The sequence below is a fragment of the Legionella quinlivanii genome (assembly GCF_003265995.1).
Classification (GTDB): domain Bacteria; phylum Pseudomonadota; class Gammaproteobacteria; order Legionellales; family Legionellaceae; genus Legionella_C; species Legionella_C quinlivanii_A.
Window position 1 is genome coordinate 59,563 of sequence record NZ_MVJN01000005.1, and the last position, 19,262, is coordinate 78,824.

The following is a 19,262-nucleotide window of genomic DNA, read 5'->3' on the forward strand; positions in this document are numbered from 1 at the left end:
CAATTAAAACCAGGGTTTAACTTGGGCTACAACCATAAACGCGGTAACCATCACCCACACTATTGTTACTGGAATCAAAACCTTCCAACCCAATCGCATCAGCTGATCATAGCGATATCGAGGAAAGGTTGCTCTGACCCACAGATAAACAAAAAGGAAAAACGAAATTTTCAGAAGCAGCCATACGAAACCAGGAACAATTAAGAAGATATCTTCAAGAACAGGAAGCCCTTCAAAAGGTGAAAGCCAACCGCCCAGAAAAAATAATGTAATTGCCGTGGAAATAAGAATCATACTGGCGTATTCAGACAGAAAGAATAAAGCAAAGCCAATACCGGAGTATTCCACATGGAAACCAGCGACAATTTCAGATTCGCCTTCTGCCAAATCAAATGGCGCGCGGTTAGTTTCAGCAATACCGGAAATCCAGAAAACAAGGAACAGTGGTAATAAAGGTATAAACCACCAATGGTAAATACCTCCTTGCTGAGAATTTACAATTTCCGTGATATTCATACTGCCTGATGCCAGCAAAACACCAACCAGAGCAAAACCCATCGCGATCTCATAGGAAACCGTTTGTGCGGTACTGCGCAATGCACCAAACATAGCGTATTTTGAATTAGATGCCCATCCTGCTATCAGAACCCCGTACACTCCGAGTGAGCTCATTGCAAAGAGATAAAGCACTCCTGCATTGATATTGGCGAGAACGACACCTTCCGAAAAAGGAATTACAGCCCATCCAGCCAGTGCAGGCACCAATGCAAACAAGGGGGCAATCACAAATAAATATTTATTTGACTTGGTTGGTACGATAATTTCTTTGGTTATTAATTTGATTAAATCAGCAAAGGGCTGAAGCAAGCCTTTAAAACCAACTCGATTCGGCCCTACACGGATTTGTATATAACCAATTACCTTGCGTTCGGCATATGTTAAATATGCAACAGCAATTAAAAGTGGAACAACAATAATCAGGATTTTAATAACAATCCACAGCAATATGCCTATATCATGAAGCATTTTTATACCTGTTTAGCGCTTAATAGTGATTGCAGCAAATGAATGACCAAGATCAACTGTCTCTGGCATTGCATTTGCTACCCATACTACATCGGGTGCTACTCTCTCATCGCGTTTAAGCGGCAATGTTATCTCAATATCATCTTGAGAAACAGTAGCAAACTCATCTAATTTCAATCGATTGGCTGTTATCGGATTAATCCTTATACAAGCAGACTCGGCAGCTGCACACAATTGCAAAGCCTCAGCATTCCTGACAATCTGATCATTTCTATACAGCGGCCATTCACCCACACGTGTCAAATGATGATCGGCGACTGGTAATGACTCTGGATAATAAGGACGGTACTCTTCCTGGGGCATCATTGCAGTCAAATGCCGAATTTCATTAATCACCTCTTCAGAAGAAGTATAATTAAATTCTTTACAATGCAGCAGATTAGCTAATACCCGCAGAACCTTCCAGGCAGGTCGTGCTTCACCAAATGGAGCATAGGCACCCTGTACTGTCTGCCATTTATGGTCCACATTAATATATGTACCAGAGGTTTCTGCATAGGGGGCTACTGGCAGAATTACATTGCAGTAATCTCTCATCGATTCGTTATCAAATGCAGATAGCATCACTACAAACTCGGCAGCAAGCATAGACTGTCTTGCTCTGTATGGATTGGCAAAATCAAAGCCTGGCTCAACAGCATGCAAGAGATAGCCTTTTAATTTGTGTTCGAGCGCTAAATGGACATCTAAACCCGCAGGCTCTACTCGTTTCCCTGCAACCGTCCTGTCAGGCAACATTCCTGCGAGTCGGGCACCTGCGGCATTCGCACCAGTTGAAAACCAAATTACTCTTATAGAGGTATTTGTTTCAAGCAGATGCACTAATGTTCTTATCAGACTGGCTTCAGGATGATTTTCGCTAATAGCACCCAGAAGAATAACCGAGTTCCCTTCAGCTAAGCCATTCGCAATTTGTCTTAAGTTCTCTTCTGGTTCCAATCCTAAAATAAGGCGCTCAATTTCCTGAGATAAATTGGGTCTGTCACCAATCATCAGCTTAACCAGCTTGGCCAATTGCATTGGTATTTCCTGGGGCGACACAATACTTCTGGCAGTCAGATCAAATCGGTATTCATAATCTACTGCGTTTATCGCATAGATATTCGCGTTGTTACGGAATGCTTTGCGAACACGCAGACCAGCCAATGGAATTTCCCGGTCAATATTACATCCTACCAGCAGAATGTGCTGAGCATTCTCAATTTCCTGGTAGCTCATACTATTGGCTTTTACAGCAGGTAAATGATGCTGATCACGAAAATCCGACTGCTGCAAACGATAGTCCAGATTGTTTACACCCAACTCTCTCATTAGTTTTTGCAGTAAATATAACTCTTCAAGAGTATTAGATGGCGATGAAAATGCTGCAAATTGCTCAGGGCCATGCTGCTTAATGAGTTTGCTAATGCCTTCAGCAGCAAACTTCAGTGCCGTTTCCCAATCTGTTTCTTCCCATTGTCCATTACGCTTGATCAAGGGCTGCGCCAGCCGGTTAGGGCTTTTTAAGCCGAGATAGCTATAGCGGTCTCTGTCAGAAAGCCAGGTCTCGTTAATGCTTTCATTCTCTCTGGGTACAGCACGCATAATCTCATTGCGTCGAACATGCACATAAACATTGGAACCCAGGCAATCGTGAGGGGCAATGCTTTCATATTGATCCATTTCCCAGGGGCGCGCTGTAAATCGATAGGGCTTGGATGTTAAGGCGCCGACAGGACACAAATCGATAACATTTCCGGAAACTTCTGAAGTGATACTATGCTGAATGTAGGTGCCTATCTGAGTTTTTTCGCCGCGCCCGGTTGCGCCCAGTTCGCGAAGGCCCGCCACTTCCTCGCCAAAACGTACACAGCGTGTGCAATGTATACAACGTGTCATTTCTGTTGATATAAGCGGCCCCAGGTTGTCGTCATCTACCGAGCGTTTTTCTTCTGTGTATTCTGATGAGTCATGACCGAATCCCATGGATATATCTTGTAATTCGCACTCACCGCCCTGATCGCAGATAGGACAATCAAGGGGATGGTTAATTAATAAAAATTCCATCACCGCCTGCTGAGAACGTACCGCTTCTTCTGATTTGGTAAATACCTTCATTCCATTAGTAATAGGCGTTGCGCAAGCGGGAACTGGTTTTCGCCCATTCTCTACTTCTACAAGGCACATTCTGCAATTGGCAGCGACAGATAATTTTTTATGGTAGCAGAATCTCGGAATATAAATACCGGCTTCATCCGCAACTTCAATAATCATCTTGCCGTTATCGGCTTCAAGGGTTTTTCCGTCAATTTCAATGGTTGCCATTGTCTAAACCTTCTCAATTATGCTGCGACGATCGAGCGTTTGTGCTTAATGAAATAATCAAACTCATGATAAAAATGTTTAACAAAACTTTGAACAGGCCATGCCGCTGCCTCTCCAAGAGCACAAATAGTACGTCCTTCAATTTTGTCAGCAACATTAGCCAGTTTTTCAATATCACCAGGCTCTCCATGCCCGTGGCGTATGCGATGAATGAGTCTTACGAGCCAACCTGTACCTTCGCGGCAAGGAGTACACTGGCCACAGGATTCATCCATATAAAATTCGGAAATGCGGTAAAGCGCATCGACCATACAGGTTGTTTCATCCATAACAATCACAGCACCAGATCCCAGGCCTGAACCTGCTTTCTGAATACTGTCGTAGTCCATATCAAGTTCCATCATTACATCTCCTGGCAATACCTTCATCGAGGTTCCACCAGGAATTACCGCTTTAATTTTTCGGTTCTGGGTAACTCCACCGGCCAGCTCAAGCAGGGTTTTAAAAGGAGTTCCCAAAGGGATTTCAAAATTTCCAGGACGATTAACATGACCGCTAACGCTAAAGCATTTGGTACCGCCATTATTTGGTTTACCAAGCTTTAAAAACCATTCGCCGCCTTTCTCCAGGATTACTGGTACAGACGCAAAGGTTTCTGTGTTATTAATTGTTGTTGGCTTTCCATATAAGCCGTAGTTCGCTGGAAATGGCGGCTTGAAGCGAGGCATGCCCTTCTTACCTTCAAGTGAGTTTAATAATGCCGTTTCCTCACCACAGATATAGGCTCCTGCCCCCAGGTGATTATAAAGGTCAAAATCCACACCGCTATTCAATATATTTTTACCGAGTAAACCAGCCTCATAGGCTTCATGCAAGGCATGGTCAGTACGTTCAAATGGCAGCCAGAACTCGCCTCGAATGTAGTTATAACCAACCGTTGCACCCATGACATAACCAGCAATAGCCATGCCTTCAATGAGCTGATGTGGATTTCTGCTAAGAATTTCACGGTCTTTGCAGGTACCTGGCTCGCCTTCATCTGAATTGCACACGACGTACTTTTGCACCGGGGCATTGCGGTTCATGAAACTCCATTTGAGTCCTGTAGGAAATCCTGCGCCGCCTCTTCCACGTAAAGCCGATGTTTTTAATTCTTCAATGATCTGCTGAGGAGGTATTTTTTCAGCCAGAATTCTTCGCCATACACTATAGCCGCCAATGCTTTCATAAGCCTTCAGCGTCCAAGGTTTATCTAAATGAAATGTACGGTAACAGACTAGATTTTGCTCAACCATGACAACTACCTCTATCTTTCATTGGTATTGTTCCAAAATTTGATCAATTTTTTCAGTAGTCAGGTCTTCGTGATAATTTTTTCCAATTTGCATCATCGGTGCATTCACACAAGCCCCAAGGCATTCAACTGAACGTAAAGTAAAGCGTTTATCCTCTGTCGTAGATCCCAGTTTAATCCCTAATCTGGATTCCAGGTAATCTACTACTTCAGCGGAACCACGCAATTTGCATGAGATATTGGTGCATACATTAATGAGATGTTTCCCTAATGGCTTATGCTCATACATGGAATAAAAGGTTGCCACCTCATAGACTGCAATCGCTGGCATATCGAGATATTCAGCCACTGCATCCATTAGCTCAGGCGTTAGGAATTGATGTTCTTCCTGAACAATCCGCAAGGCACTCATCACAGCTGATTGTTTTTGGTCAGCAGGATACTTTTTTATCCAATGGTCAATTTCATCAATTCGTTTTGATGTAACCAGTTGACATAACAACTTACCTGAATTTTCAGACATACTAACTAGCCTTAACTATATTTCAAAGAGTAACACCTCTTCAGTGAAGATAGTGTAAACTCAAGATTGCTATCGATCAATTTCGCCAAAAACGATATCCTGGCTTGCCAAAATGGCAACGCCGTCTGCAAGCATGTGTCCTCTGACCATTTCATCATAGCTGGCCAAATGAGCAAAACCTGGCGCTCTGATTTTTAGTCGATAGGGTTTATTTGCTCCATCGGAAACCAGATAGATGCCAAACTCTCCCTTGGGCGCTTCTACAGCGGAGTAGACTTCGCCTGCCGGCAGGCAAAAGCCCTCTGTGAATAGTTTAAAATGGTGGATTAATGCTTCCATGTCATGTTTCATCACTGCCCTACGTGGCGGAGTCACCTTATAATCATGGACACGAACAGGACCAGGGTTTGCTTTTAACCATTCAATACACTGTCTGACAATTCGATTGGACTGACGAAGTTCTTCAACTCTTACCAGATATCGATCATAACAGTCACCTGTTCTTCCAACGGGAATGTCAAACTCCATCTTGTCATATGCAGCATAAGGCTGTTTCTTTCTTAAATCCCAGGCAACACCGGAAGCACGCAGCATAGGCCCGGTAAAGCCCCATTGCAACGCCTGCTCAGCACTAAATCGTCCTATATCGACTGTGCGCTGCTTCCAGATGCGATTATTGGTAAGAAGGGTTTCATATTCATCAACGCATTTAGGGAAGCGCTCCGTAAAACTCCATAGAAAATCCAGGAGACTGCCTTCTCTATTGCTGTTCATCTTTTCTACTTCTCGCTCGTTGTGCCAGCGTGAAGGCTTGTATTTAGGCATGCTTTCTGGCAAGTCTCTCGCTACGCCGCCTGGACGATAGTATTTGGCATGCATGCGGGCGCCGGAAACAGCTTCATAGCAGTCAAACAAGTCTTCGCGTTCACGGAAGCAATAAAGGAAAACAGTCATTGCTCCAATATCAAGAGCCACTGCACCCAGCCACAATAAATGGTTCAGTATGCGAGTTACCTCATCAAACATTGTACGGATATATTGTGCGCGAATGGGTACTTCAATACCGAGCAGCTTTTCAATGGCCATAACATAGGCATGTTCATTGCACATCATGGAAACATAGTCCAGACGATCCATATAACCTATGTTTTGCAGGTAAGGCTTGGTCTCGGCTAGCTTTTCAGTTGCTCTATGCAACAATCCTATATGCGGATCGGCTCTGACAATTGTTTCCCCCTCCAGTTCCATTACCAGACGCAGCACACCGTGCGCTGCAGGATGTTGGGGACCAAAATTCAGAGTATAGTTCTTTAGCTCAATCATGATGGCTCATCCCCGGAGTGTCAATGTATCGATTATCATCGCGTATTACTTTAGGTATGATAACTCGTGGTTCAACATCCACGGGCTCATAAATAACCTTTTCCAAATGCGCATCATAGCGCATTTCAACGTGACCACTCACCGGAAAGTCTTTTCTGAAGGGATGGCCAATGAAACCATAGTCGGTAAGAATTCGTCGTAAATCGGGATGATTTTCAAACAGAATACCGTATAAATCATAGGTTTCTCTTTCGAACCAGTTGGCGGACTTCCATAGATCATGTACTGAAGGGATTATCAAGTGACTTTCTTCCAGGAATACCTTCACTCGAAGCCGCTGATTATGAATTGTAGACAGAAGATGATAGACAACTGCAAAACGTGGCTTTTCCCAAACACCAATCCGCTCTTCCTGTGGCTCAACTGCTCTGGAGAAACCTTTCTCAGTGGCTGCCTCAGTTTCCCAGTCAAAACGTCCATAATCGAGATAGTCAACACCGCAAACATCAATTAGCTCATCAAATGCAAATTCTTCATAATTGCGTAGTTGAGTAAGCGCTTTGCGAATGTGGGCTGCCTGGCATTCTATCGTTACTTCATCGTAGGCAAGAGTAACAGACTCTGTCATACCTTTCAGTTCATTTTCAATGAGTTCAACCAAGCGGGTTAATTTTGTCATTTTGCTATCTACCTGCCCTTAAGCTTCAATGATTGTTTTATGTCTTATCTTATTCTGCAGCTGGATAATCCCATAGAGAAGCGCTTCTGCAGTTGGAGGGCAGCCAGGAACATAGATATCTACTGGAACTATACGGTCACAACCGCGGACAACAGAATAGGAATAATGATAATAGCCTCCACCATTGGCACAGGATCCCATTGAGATCACCCAGCGCGGCTCAGGCATCTGATCGTAGACCTTGCGCAATGCAGGGGCCATTTTGTTACATAAAGTACCCGCAACAATCATTACATCCGATTGACGAGGGCTTGGTCTGAAAATGATACCGAAGCGGTCCAGATCGTAACGGGCAGCTCCCACATGCATCATTTCTACGGCACAACAGGCCAGTCCAAAGGTCATTGGCCACATTGAACCGCTTCGCGCCCAACCTAACAATTTATCGACACTGGTTGTAATGAAACCACTTTTTTGCAATTCTGCAGCAGCCATATATAAGCCTCTGAAAAGTATGGAAATAAGAAACAAAACGTTCTGTTCTATATTGAACGAATATTGTTATTATTCCTAACCAAGATTCAAGATTTGTATGCCCTGCGGGAATACTATTCCCATTCTAGCGCCCCACGTTTCCACTCATAAATAAATCCAATGACCAGAAGTCCCAGAAAAATTGCCATTGAGAGAAAACCAAACCAGCCTATCTTGCGTAACACTAAAGCCCAGGGGAAGAAAAACGCGGTTTCCAAATCAAAGATAATAAATAGTATAGCAACTAGATAAAATCTTACATCAAAAGGGATATGAGAGCTTTCAAAGGCATCAAAGCCACACTCATAGGGGGAGTTCTTAGCTGAATCTGGATTGCTTTTTGATAACAGCGAACCCGCAGTTATCATTGCGATACCTAGAATCAAGCCAATAATTATAAAAACAAATATCGGTAAATATTGTGATAGCATCATTTAAATCGCTTGGATAAATGGTGCCGAAGGCCGGACTCGAACCGGCACGGCTTACGCCACCGCCCCCTCAAGACGGCGTGTCTACCAATTCCACCACTTCGGCATTGTTAGTTTATTGTTTTTCGTTTTTACTGCTATCAACCGGCACGGGAACTTTGTTTTCCTGTACACTGGTCTGCTGAGGTATTACTTGTTGCCCTGCTTTTTGATATTGCATGGAAACAATATACGACAGAGTCAAACTGGTTATAAAAAATGTTATAGCCAGACCGCCAGTAAACCTGAACAGGAAACCGCCAGTACCTTGACTACCAAACACTGTATTCGATGCGCCAGAGCCAAATGCTGCACCTATATCGGCTCCTTTGCCATGCTGGATTAACACTAATCCGATCAGAGCAATCGCAACAAGTACATGAATCATTAAAATTAATTGATACATTTAACAATTTCCACAAACTGTTGTGCATTAAGCGATGCACCACCTGCCAAAACGCCATCCACATCAGACATGCTGAAGAGTGATGCTGCGTTCTTGTCATTAACACTTCCGCCATAGGCAATCGTTACCATTGACGCGGCATTTTTATCGTATTCTGCCACTAACTCTCTGATAAACTGATGAACTGCCTGTACCTCTTCGGGTAAAGGTGGTACACCTGTTCCTATAGCCCAAACTGGCTCATATGCAATTACGCAATTTTCAAAACAATGTTCTTTGTCGGCGACTGCTCGTATTTGCCTGGCAACTACTTGCTCTGTAAGACCATCTTCTCGTTCGCTTAAGGTCTCGCCCACACAAAGAATCGGTATCATACCATGATCTTTTACATGGTGGAATTTTTCTGCAACAAATTTTTCACTTTCCGAAAAAAATCTTCGTCGCTCCGAATGCCCTACCATTGCATATCGGCAGTTGTACTCTTTTACCATAGCAGCTGAAACTTCACCCGTATAGGCCCCAGAGTCCTTTGGATACACATTCTGGGCTCCCAAATGAACCGGGCTGGATTTTAGAATCTCGCTTACCAGGGGTAAATGCAGCATTGATGGCATCAATACGCAATCAACTGTCAAATCTTTTGGCAACCCATGCAAAATAGCGTGAAGAAGAGATCTGATTTGATCAATTTGACCATTCATCTTCCAATTGCCAGCTACTATTTTTTTTCGCATGCGAACCTCGAATCTAATTTTGCGACTATACCTTAGACAAAGCACTTAATCAAAACATTTCATCTATATTTTCTTTATTCTCTCGTGATCAGTTTAATTTCGTCGCAGCTATTCAAATCCTTCCTGCTATTTTTTCAAAAGTACTGGCTATTATTGCCAATTTTCATTAAATTTGTTCTAATTCTTCTCATCTTACGTACTTTGTTCAGGGAGGACAGGTTATGAAGACTCGAATTATTGATCTTGCCCGGCGGCTTTCCATGCTGGAGCATCCGATTAATGTTCTGGAACTAGGAAAACTGCTTCACTCCTGCCAGGATTTATTTTCAAAACCATTGGCAATTGATTCTGAGATAGAAGTCCAATGGCAGATAATCACAAACATTTATAAAATCTATCTTAAAGTCAACGAGCTTAAGACAAGGGAGTTAAATGGTCAGCTGCTGGCTCAGCAAGTCAAAGAATTATATCACCAAAAATTATCATTGGAGCCCAGGTTAAACTCTCTGCTCAAAGATGAAGCAGACGTTCGCAAGAGAATTGATTCCCACTCCCCTGAGCTTCTGAAAGCCTGTGAAGGCTCTACCTCGTCTGCTTTGCCCCGGGCAAACGATGGCGACGAACCGATTATCCGCCAGTTTTTTATTTCAACACGGGACGAATATCAGCGCCTTTTACTTCAAAATCATCAGGTTATTGTTGGTGATAAGCTTCTCCTTAGGGACGAGGCAATTCAAAAGCTTAATGCACTTAATGTTATTTTCACAACTTCCACCACGATTAAACATGCATCGCTTTTTGCCGCTAATTCTTTAAGTGAGTCCAAACGCTTGCATGCTATTCTTCAACAGTTATCATCAAGCAAAACGCAACTTATTGACACCGTTTCAAAAAATGACCTTGTTGCTGAGATTCAGGATTTGCAAAAGAGGATTCTGTTTTTGGAAGATGCCGTAACTGCCATTGGCAGGCAGATAAATGAAAGCAAGCTTGTTAATATCAGGGAACTTGATGATCTTTATTCTGCAACCTCAAATATAGAAGATTTACTAAAAGATAGACAAAACAGAGTTTCTTATCTTAATTCCTATTGGCCCGGCGCTTTGGCTTTTTATTTGGCCAATCCTGAGGACCATAATGAGGAGCTGACTCGCGAACAGAGCGAGCTTGAGTACCTTGAACTTCTTCATGATAAGGACAATGCAGCTTACCAATTGGCGCAACTGAGTGAAATACTGGATGATACCAAAAAGCTTTTATCAGATAATTCGCGCGAGTGGGTTGATAACCCTAAGCATCACCTCTCATCTGATGCAATCAATCTAATCATTAATGCAATCCAGGGTTTTATTCCCGGCTTCATTGCCAGAGAACCTGTTTCAAGCGTGTCACTATTAATTGAGTTAGACAAAATTCTTCCGGAATTAGAGCGAGCCTGCAGTAGACATTCCCAAATTATTGCTTTGCTTCCCCAGTTTATAGAGGCAAAAAAAGAACTCAGCAGTCTGGAAGCTAGCCATGTATTTAGTGGCCTTCCTGAAGATTTTGTTCCACCGGCACGCGAATTGGCAGTCTTGAAAGAAGAGTCGGCAGGACGGCAGAATGAACTCATTCGATTAGCGCAGTTATCAAGTAAATGCCAGAATTTACTTGCGGAGTTTGGTCTTCTCAGGCAGATTAGTCAACAGATAGAAGGAATCAGGACAGTTCAAACCAGTACTTTAGAAAAATTAGCGCAGCTTGAAAATGAACTGTTAAGGCTTGATCAACATCCGATTGATCCTCAAAAACTGGATACACATATTGCCAGCTTATCGCTTGAGCTAAAATTGTTACAAACTACGATAAAGCCTCATGAACTCAGTACAAAACCACAGGAAACTCTTGAGGCTGCATTGACGAATGCACGCATGCGACGTGCGAGTACAATGGATTTACACTTGGGTAAACTGCAATACTGGAACAGCAAAATTATCGTCAAACTTCAACAACTGCCTGCTGATTTGAATAGTTGGTATGTTAAGCTGTTCATGTGTTTGCAGCAGCAGCATGTTAATGAAGCGACCAAACGGCAAATGTATCAGTTACTGAAAGACATTCTTTTTGAGATGAACGAACCGTCTCCATCAGCTCCTTACAGTTTACTTTATAAATATAAATCCTTATGTGAGAATCCCAGCGAACAGTGGTCTGTTCTACTTAGTTTCAAACCTCCTGTTGAACCAAACCTGCAGGAAAAAGGGAAATTTCATCCCATTTTGCAATCACAACTGGATAGTTTATTAAATAGAAAATATTCTCGTGAAGCCAAACTCTGTGCTGATCTGGCGCACCAGCTGCAAAAACAGCCCGCTCAAAATGCTAACACTAGTATACAGTTGATCAGAAATTACCTTTCGGATCCACGTTATCAAAGTCTTTATGAGCACCGTGGATTCTGGATCCTTTCACAATGGGCTGCAAAAGTAAGCACTGCTTTATGGAATTGCTTCGCCGAAAATAAATCTTCTTTTTATCAAAGTGTTTTTTATAAATCCACCTCCACAGTGCATTCCTTGCAGGAAGATTTTGAATTGGCTAACACTCTGGCAAGACAGTAACGTCCTTTATATGCCTTGGGTACTGCGGTAAAGCCGCAGTACTTAAGCAATGGTAAATCCGAGGTATAGAGAGGAGATCAGTGCAGACCCTGTTCGATAGTGACGATATTATCTCGGAGTTGTTCTGCCTGTACAAGAACTTCATCCTGATCCAATCCCTCTACCATCACCCGCAGTAATGGTTCAGTACCAGAGGGGCGCAATAAAACGCGGCCGTCATTGCCTAGCTTATCAGACAATGCACGCACAGATGCCTGGACTCTCTGATCTTCAAGTAATTCCGTTGCGTGTTCTGTCTTGATATTGATTAGGGTCTGGGGTAGCAGGGTTATCCCCTCGGTAAGTTCTGAGAGAGATTTGCCCTGCTTAACCATACAGGCAAGAACTTGCAGAGCAGCAATTATGCCGTCACCAGTCGTAGTTTTATCCAGACAAACGATATGACCGGAAGATTCTCCACCAATTCGCCAATCTTTCTCTTTTAAGGTTTCCAAAACATAACGATCCCCGACTTTGGTCCTTAAAAATGGGATGTTCAGATTCGAGATAGCTTTTTCTAATCCGTAGTTACTCATTAAAGTTCCGACTACGCCACCATGAAGAATACCCCGTTGAAATCTGTCTTTGGTAATAATGTATAATACCTGATCGCCGTTGATGATATTTCCCATAGAATCAATGAGGATGAGACGATCGCCATCTCCATCCAGAGCAATACCTATATCCGCACCTGATTTCAGAACCTGTTGTCGTAACATTTCAGGAGAGGTGGAGCCACAATTCTGATTAATATTAAATCCATCAGGATTATCGGCGATAGCAGTCACCTGAGCACCGAGTTCAGTGAACACATTCGGTGCTACATGATATGTCGCACCGTTTGCACAATCAACGACAATTTTTAAACCAGACAGCCTGGTTAAGGAAGGAATGGTCGATTTGCAAAACTCAATATAACGTCCAGGCGCATCACTAATTCGTTTTGCTTTCCCAAGTTTTACTGAGCTGACAGTTGTAAGCGGCTTTTCCAATTCTCTTTCTATCGCCAACTCCATCGCATCCGGTAATTTACTTCCATCAGCTGCGAAAAATTTAATCCCGTTATCTTCAAATAGATTATGTGAGGCACTGATAACAATTCCGGCATTCGCACGTAAAGTCTGGGTCAAATAAGCTACAGCAGGAGTAGGCATCGGCCCCACCAGGCTAATGTCCACACCAGCAGCAGCCAGCCCGGCTTCCAATGCGGATTCCAGCATATAACCGGAAATTCTGGTATCTTTACCAATCAATACATGTTTTCGATGGCCATTCGCCAAAACACGCCCTACGGCCCAACCAAGCTTTAACATAAATTCTGGATTTACATTTGATAAACCAACCTGCCCACGGATACCGTCCGTTCCAAAATATTTTCGTTGATCCATCTTTAAGTCCTCAATTTGTTAGTATCGCCACAGGATTCATGGATAGCCTGCATCATAGTTATTACCTGTTTTGTTTCTGCTACATCGTGTGTCCTGATAATGCCTAAACCCTGTTCTATAGCGACTGCAGATAAAACCAGGCTTCCAATTAGTCGTTCATCGACATTCTTATTTAAAACTTTGCCAATAGTAGTTTTTCGGGATACACCTAAAAGTACAGGTCGCTGGTGTATCCGAAAACGGCTTAATTGTTTAGTTATCTGTAAATTATGTTCTACTTTTTTACCAAAACCGAAACCCGGATCGACAATCATTCGTTCTGGTTTTATTCCTGCTGACATGCAGGCTTGTATACGTTTTGCCAGAAATTCATTAATTTCATCGACTACATCCTGATTGTAATGTGGATTGACTTGCATCGTCATGGGTGTGCCTTGCATATGCATCAGACAAACCGGAGTATCTGTTGATGCTACAAGCGCCAGGGCTGTTTCATCCTGCAGGGCATTAATGTCATTAATCAAGCCCGCGCCTGCACGTATGGCCTCTTTCATAACCCCAGTTTTTGTAGTATCGATAGAAATACAGATATCGCTCTCGTTGCGAAGTGCTTCGATAAGCGGTATCACACGACTCAACTCCTCCTGTTCGCTTATAGCTGTCGCACCGGGTCTGACAGATTCACCACCAATATCAATAATGTCTGCCCCGTCATCTATTAGCTGAAGTGCATGCGAAAGTGCTTTAGGCAAATCATTATATTGACCGCCGTCTGAAAAGGAATCAGGTGTCACATTCACAATACCCATCACCAGTGCCTGAAAAACAGGATCAACGGAGGCGGGATGATTTTCACACCAGAATTTGAATTGCTGATTGTTCAATTTAGTCCTGAATATTTGAATGCCTGGAGAATAAACCAAGTAGGCTTCCAATAGCCACTACCATTGGAAGCTGTGTTACGCTAATGTCCCTCAGCTGGATGATCAACCTGTTTGCCATTGATTTTTTGATCCAGAGAGGACGACGCATTGGGATCCGGTTTTTGACCAGTCCAATCCTCAGGAGGAGACGGCTCATGACCAGCCATAATTTCTGCAATCTGGTTGGCATCGATTGTTTCAAATTTAATTAAAGCATCTGCCATCAAATGCAGTTTATCGAGATTAGCAGTGAGGATTTCTTTAGCTCGCTGATAATTTCTATCAATAATCTGGCGAACTTCGTCATCGATCTGATGAGCGGTGTTATCAGACATTTCCTTGCGTTGTGACATACTCCGCCCAAGGAACACTTCACCTTCCTCTTCGCCAAAGGTGAGCGGGCCTAAAGCAGAAAGCCCCCAGCTGGTGACCATCTTACGGCTGATTTCCGTGGCACGCATAATGTCGTTTGAAGCACCAGTTGTTACACTGTCAGCCCCAAAAATAAGCTCTTCCGCGATTCTTCCGCCAAATAAACTGGATAACTGACTCTCAAGGCGTCGCTTACTATGGCTATAGCGATCTTGTTCTGGAAGGAACATAGTCACTCCCAATGCTCTTCCGCGCGGAATAATGGTTACCTTATAAACAGGATCATGCTCAGGAACCAGCAGACCGACGATAGCATGCCCTGCTTCATGATAAGCGGTGAGCTTCTTCTCGTTCTCATCCATTACCATTGAACGGCGCTCAGCACCCATCATAATTTTGTCTTTGGCTTTATCGAGCTCCAGTATGCCTACTTTGCGTTTATTGGAGCGTGCGGCGAACAAAGCAGCCTCATTAACCAGATTTGCCAGATCAGCGCCAGAAAAACCAGGAGTTCCCCGAGCGATAGGTAAAATATCTACCGTTTTTTCAATCGGCACTTTTTGCAGATGAACTTTCAAAATTTGCTCGCGCCCACGAATATCGGGTAAAGGAACCACAACCTGGCGATCAAATCGACCAGGTCTTAGCAGAGCAGGATCCAGAACGTCAGGCCTATTGGTCGCAGAAACAATAATAACACCTTCATTTCCTTCAAAGCCGTCCATCTCAACCAACAGCTGGTTTAATGTCTGTTCGCGCTCGTCATGGCCGCCGCCAAGGCCGGCGCCACGATGCCGTCCGACAGCATCAATTTCATCTATAAAAATAATACAGGGGGCATGCTTTTTGGCTTGCTCAAACATATCTCTAACCCGGGAAGCCCCTACCCCGACAAACATTTCGACAAAATCAGAACCCGAAATAGTGAAAAATGGAACTTTTGCTTCACCCGCCACCGCTTTGGCCAGCAGGGTTTTACCAGTTCCAGGAGGGCCCACCAGCAGCACACCGCGGGGAATACGTCCACCCAGATTCTGGAATTTGCTTGGATCACGTAAGAAATCAACCAGTTCTTTCACTTCTTCCTTAGCTTCGTCGACACCGGCGACATCAGCAAAAGTCACTTTAACCTGATCTTCACCGAGCAGGCGTGCGCGTGAACGGCCAAAAGACATGGCCCCGCGGCCTCCGCCTCCTTGCATCTGACGCATGAAAAATATCCATACACCTATTAAAAGCAGCATGGGGAACCAGTTAATGAAAATATGCAGCAGGAAGCTTTCCTGTTGTTTCTCCTGACCGCTAATATCTACTTTATTTTTCAGTAACTGACCCAGTAAAGCATTATCCGTCATGGGCATATACGTAACGAAGCGGCGGTTATTTTTGGTAACCCCTTTAATAATCTTGTTATCTTCAATCGTAACCGCATTGACTGCGCCCTGGTCAATTTCTGTTAGAAATTGGCTGTAAGAGATTTTCTCAGCCGCAGCATGTCGAGGACCAAAATTACTGAATACAGAGACCAGCACAATGGCAATAACAAGCCACAAAAATAAATTTTTTACCATGTCGTTCAAAGCATTTACCTCTATTAAGGGCGTATCTTTAGTTCCAGTTAAGACAGCGGCAAAACCTCTGTCGTCCTGCCTGATATGTAAGAACTATTCTACGACGTCAGAACGATTAACTTACTATAAATTATAGTCCTTAGCCAGCAAATAGGTCTCACGAGATCGTGATCGCGAAGCCGCTGGTTTTCGGATTGCTACTTTTCCAAATTTTTGTCTTATTTGCTTTACCAGTTCATCAAAGCCTTCTCCATGAAACACTTTCATAAGCATAGCGCCCTTTGGCTTGAGCATTTTATCAGCAAAATCGAATGCCAGTTCAGCCAGATACATGGCCTTGGGAATATCAATCGCATAGCTTCCACTCATATTTGGGGCCATATCGGATAAAAGCAAGTCCACACTGCGCTCCGGGATTAAAGCGAGTAATTGCTGCAGAACCTCATCTTCTCGAAAATCGCCTTGAATAAAGGTTACGTCGGCCAGGTGGTCCATTGGTAATATGTCCAGCGCAATAATATTGCCTTTTCCGTTTAGTTTCTGGCTAATATATTGTGTCCAGCCACCGGGGGCAGCTCCAAGATCGACCACGGTCATTCCAGACCGCAATAAATGCTCTCGCTCGTCAACTTCTTTCAATTTATATACAGCACGGCTACGATAACCCTCTGCTTGCGCTTTTTTGACATAGAAATCGTCAAAATGCTCTTGTAACCAACGCTTACTACTTTTGGAACGAGGCATAAACTTATTTTTTAAACATAGAATGCTTCATGATACTCAAAATTCCTATTTTTTCCCAGTGAAACGTGCAATAATCTGAAGTTTTTTTAATCAGGATCCACAATGGACACCGCATTCAGGCAATCTTTAAAAGCAAAAGCACATCATTTGAAGCCGGTTATTCAAATCGGGGCAAAAGGCTTAACTCAGGCAGTTATGGATGAAACAAATGTTGCCTTGCAGGCGCATGAATTAATCAAAGTCAAAATCTATGGCGTTGAAAAAGAAGATCGCCAGCCAATGTTCGCTGAAATTTGCGAAACGCTCCATGCTGAACTGGTCCAGCTGATTGGAAATATTGCGATAATTTACCGGCCAAGAGAAGACTGAAACCATCCCCGCTCCTTTCCCTTCGAAATAATCAACAGCCTCTGGCGAGGCTGCATGGTCAGCTCAATTTAACTTAAAAATCTCTTCACAGAATTAATATTCCAGAAAATCGATCAGGTTTACTCATGATTATCTTGCAAATGAGAATGATTATCATTTATATTTATTCTAATAGTTAACTTGCAGAGACAGTTATGGCCCTCGCTTACGGTGATTATCACGGCTTAACGCATCAATTACGCTTTCTTCTGTTTGAAATGGGGATTGCCTGCTCACACCAGCAGGTAGAAACGGCCATTTCCAGAGCGCAAAGTGTATGCCTTCAGCAACTGCGTCAAATGGCTGTGTCAGAAAATCTGGCTTCAGACATTCTGAGTCATGAAGCGCATGATTTTGTAGTACAGCTTAAAGAAAGTCAGCTACAGAAAAACCCTCAGAGTTATTTCTTCCAGTGGCCCAAGCTGCTTGCTGAGGTGGATCATTTTATCGCTAACAAGGCAATGATGCTTCTTTATGAACAACGCTGGCATAAGGAGTTGAGTTGTGAAATGGGAGGGAGCTCCAGTTTCTGGTCCTGGCTTTTGAAAACCGGTAATGCGCAACACTTATTATTGTTTCTTGGACAATGGGCCGCGCCCTATGACTTGTTAGAACCTGAGCAATTTATTCCTGACGCATTTAAACGCCGTGAGGTATTGCAGTATGCGCCGCAATTCAATTCCCGGATAAGTCTGCACTGGTGTGCTTTACATCGCAGCCAAACCATTACAATGGAGAAAGAGGCTTCTCTCACTTATCAAAGAGAAATACAGACCTGCTTCCCTGATGAATATAAACGCTGGCAAGATAAATTATTCGTGATGCAACGGAACGCGTCAGATTACCTGCCTGTTCCTGTCCATCCCTGGCAATGGCGAAATCTGATTCAATCCAGGTTTAGCCATTTAATCGATCAGAATGATTTATTACTTATTCCCCATCATCAGCAGGTAAAACCACTAATGTCTCTTTCCTGCATGGCCCCTGTGAAACGAGATACGGCCGAATTGCAGTTACCTTTGTCAGACCACCCGGCCTCCTCTTATTCAAATGATAGGGCTTTACAGGCAGTGCTTGCTCAGGTGAATCAATTTGAGGAAGGAGTATTTGTCACAGACTGTATGTCTGAAGAAGAATTATTTCGAAAAGAGCTTCATCTACTCAAGCCAATGCTATTTCAATCTCCCCTGGATTTCTTAAAAACACATCAAATGGCCGTTCCATTTTATGCTTTGCTTAATCGCTGCCCGGGAAGCGGTTCAAAGTTAATCAGTGAAATAGTGGCTGGCAGTTCACTCTCGCCCATCGCTTTTTTTGAACAGTATAGTGAGAAGTTCCTCACGACTTTCATCAGATTATTGGTTGAACAGGGAACCATTCTGCTATTTGCGTCCGCAGACCTTCTGCTCATCCTTGATAACCATATCCCCAAGGGAATTATTTTTAAAAGAGTTCAGCATCAAACAATAGCCGAGACCCCGGAGGGTTCAGAGTTGATACAGCAGTTTATCAGCACCATTTTTTTAAATCATTTGCAGGTATTGATCAAAGCCTTTTCTCATGATTATCAGCTTAATCCTGCAGTTTTCTGGAAAATTATCAAAAAGAAGCTGCTCGAAATCCTGCCGGGAACCACCGAGGCCTTTCCCGGATTAAAGCTTAGGGTTCATACCCATTTGTTCTCTGTTAACTGGCTTATAAAGAAACGCCTGAGTTTAAACTTATTACCAGCTCCAGTGAATGAATGTATTTATTACAGTGTTCCGAATCCCCTGCTTGACTAAACTGTCTCAGCAGGTGACAGCAGCTATGGTATTGTATACACTTGTCAGAGAGCCTGGTCTCCCAAATTATACAGGAGCAT

Annotated in this window: 17 protein-coding genes and 1 tRNA gene; 3 read left to right on the forward strand and 15 right to left on the reverse strand. The window is 43.3% G+C overall.

All coding sequences use genetic code 11. From position 1 onward, the window contains the following. Positions 1–3: 3 nt before the first annotated feature. The 11 genes from nuoH to tpiA form a co-directional block, all read right to left on the reverse strand. Complete coding sequence (gene nuoH / locus B1207_RS07175; RefSeq protein ID WP_112219321.1) at positions 4–1,026, reverse strand: NADH-quinone oxidoreductase subunit NuoH; 1,023 nt, start codon at positions 1,024–1,026, stop codon at positions 4–6. Positions 1,027–1,038: 12 nt separating this feature from the next. Continuing rightward, entirely contained in the window at positions 1,039–3,390 is a 2,352-nt protein-coding gene (gene nuoG, locus B1207_RS07180; protein ID WP_112219322.1) for an NADH-quinone oxidoreductase subunit NuoG, read from the reverse strand. A 17-nt stretch (positions 3,391–3,407) separates the two neighbouring features. After that, positions 3,408–4,685, reverse strand: coding sequence for an NADH-quinone oxidoreductase subunit NuoF (gene nuoF, locus B1207_RS07185; protein ID WP_058507237.1), 1,278 nt, complete (start codon positions 4,683–4,685; stop codon positions 3,408–3,410). Between the two features lie 18 nt (positions 4,686–4,703). Then, entirely contained in the window at positions 4,704–5,207 is a 504-nt protein-coding gene (nuoE, locus tag B1207_RS07190) for an NADH-quinone oxidoreductase subunit NuoE (protein ID WP_112219323.1), read from the reverse strand. Positions 5,208–5,276: 69 nt separating this feature from the next. Then, on the reverse strand, positions 5,277–6,530 hold the full coding sequence (locus B1207_RS07195; protein WP_112219324.1) for an NADH-quinone oxidoreductase subunit D: 1,254 nt from the start codon (positions 6,528–6,530) through the stop codon (positions 5,277–5,279). After that, positions 6,523–7,209, reverse strand: a complete 687-nt coding sequence (locus B1207_RS07200) for an NADH-quinone oxidoreductase subunit C (protein WP_112219325.1) — start codon at positions 7,207–7,209, stop codon at positions 6,523–6,525. Before B1207_RS07200 ends, B1207_RS07195 begins: the two co-directional genes overlap by 8 nt. Positions 7,210–7,227: 18 nt before the next feature. Then, a complete protein-coding gene (locus B1207_RS07205) occupies positions 7,228–7,704 on the reverse strand; it encodes a NuoB/complex I 20 kDa subunit family protein (protein ID WP_058507233.1) in 477 nt (158 codons plus the stop codon). A 113-nt stretch (positions 7,705–7,817) separates the two neighbouring features. Then, entirely contained in the window at positions 7,818–8,174 is a 357-nt protein-coding gene (gene ndhC, locus B1207_RS07210) for an NADH-quinone oxidoreductase subunit A (RefSeq protein WP_058507325.1), read from the reverse strand. Between the two features lie 21 nt (positions 8,175–8,195). Further along, a tRNA-Leu gene (locus B1207_RS07215) sits at positions 8,196–8,280 on the reverse strand. A gap of 9 nt (positions 8,281–8,289) precedes the next feature. Further along, the gene (gene secG / locus B1207_RS07220; RefSeq protein ID WP_112219326.1) at positions 8,290–8,619 is read right to left on the reverse strand and encodes a preprotein translocase subunit SecG; all 330 of its coding nucleotides are present in this window, start codon (positions 8,617–8,619) and stop codon (positions 8,290–8,292) included. Then, positions 8,607–9,353 (reverse strand): triose-phosphate isomerase, encoded by a 747-nt coding sequence (tpiA, locus tag B1207_RS07225; RefSeq protein WP_112219327.1) that lies wholly within the window; start codon positions 9,351–9,353, stop codon positions 8,607–8,609. The genes secG and tpiA overlap by 13 nt, the downstream gene beginning before the upstream one ends. A 221-nt stretch (positions 9,354–9,574) precedes the next feature. Here tpiA and B1207_RS07230 point away from each other — a divergent pair, with 221 nt between their 5' ends. After that, positions 9,575–11,953, forward strand: a complete 2,379-nt coding sequence (locus B1207_RS07230; RefSeq protein ID WP_112219328.1) for a hypothetical protein — start codon at positions 9,575–9,577, stop codon at positions 11,951–11,953. A gap of 77 nt (positions 11,954–12,030) precedes the next feature. Here the strand turns inward: B1207_RS07230 and glmM are convergent, their stop codons facing one another. The 4 genes from glmM to rlmE all read right to left on the reverse strand — a co-directional run bounded on the left by glmM (position 12,031) and on the right by rlmE (position 16,990). Then, positions 12,031–13,380: a phosphoglucosamine mutase gene (glmM, locus tag B1207_RS07235; RefSeq protein WP_112219329.1), complete on the reverse strand. Its 1,350-nt coding sequence runs from the start codon at positions 13,378–13,380 to the stop codon at positions 12,031–12,033. Positions 13,381–13,382: 2 nt separating this feature from the next. Then, positions 13,383–14,264 (reverse strand): dihydropteroate synthase, encoded by an 882-nt coding sequence (gene folP, locus B1207_RS07240; RefSeq protein WP_253255802.1) that lies wholly within the window; start codon positions 14,262–14,264, stop codon positions 13,383–13,385. Between the two features lie 80 nt (positions 14,265–14,344). Continuing rightward, the gene (gene ftsH / locus B1207_RS07245) at positions 14,345–16,246 is read right to left on the reverse strand and encodes an ATP-dependent zinc metalloprotease FtsH (RefSeq protein WP_172458215.1); all 1,902 of its coding nucleotides are present in this window, start codon (positions 16,244–16,246) and stop codon (positions 14,345–14,347) included. A gap of 123 nt (positions 16,247–16,369) precedes the next feature. After that, positions 16,370–16,990, reverse strand: a complete 621-nt coding sequence (rlmE, locus tag B1207_RS07250) for a 23S rRNA (uridine(2552)-2'-O)-methyltransferase RlmE (protein WP_058507227.1) — start codon at positions 16,988–16,990, stop codon at positions 16,370–16,372. 102 nt (positions 16,991–17,092) lie between these two features. Here rlmE and B1207_RS07255 point away from each other — a divergent pair, with 102 nt between their 5' ends. Then, the gene (locus B1207_RS07255) at positions 17,093–17,359 is read left to right on the forward strand and encodes a YhbY family RNA-binding protein (RefSeq protein WP_112219331.1); all 267 of its coding nucleotides are present in this window, start codon (positions 17,093–17,095) and stop codon (positions 17,357–17,359) included. Positions 17,360–17,553: 194 nt separating this feature from the next. Then, positions 17,554–19,182 (forward strand): IucA/IucC family protein, encoded by a 1,629-nt coding sequence (locus tag B1207_RS07260; protein ID WP_112219332.1) that lies wholly within the window; start codon positions 17,554–17,556, stop codon positions 19,180–19,182. Positions 19,183–19,262 lie beyond the last annotated feature (80 nt).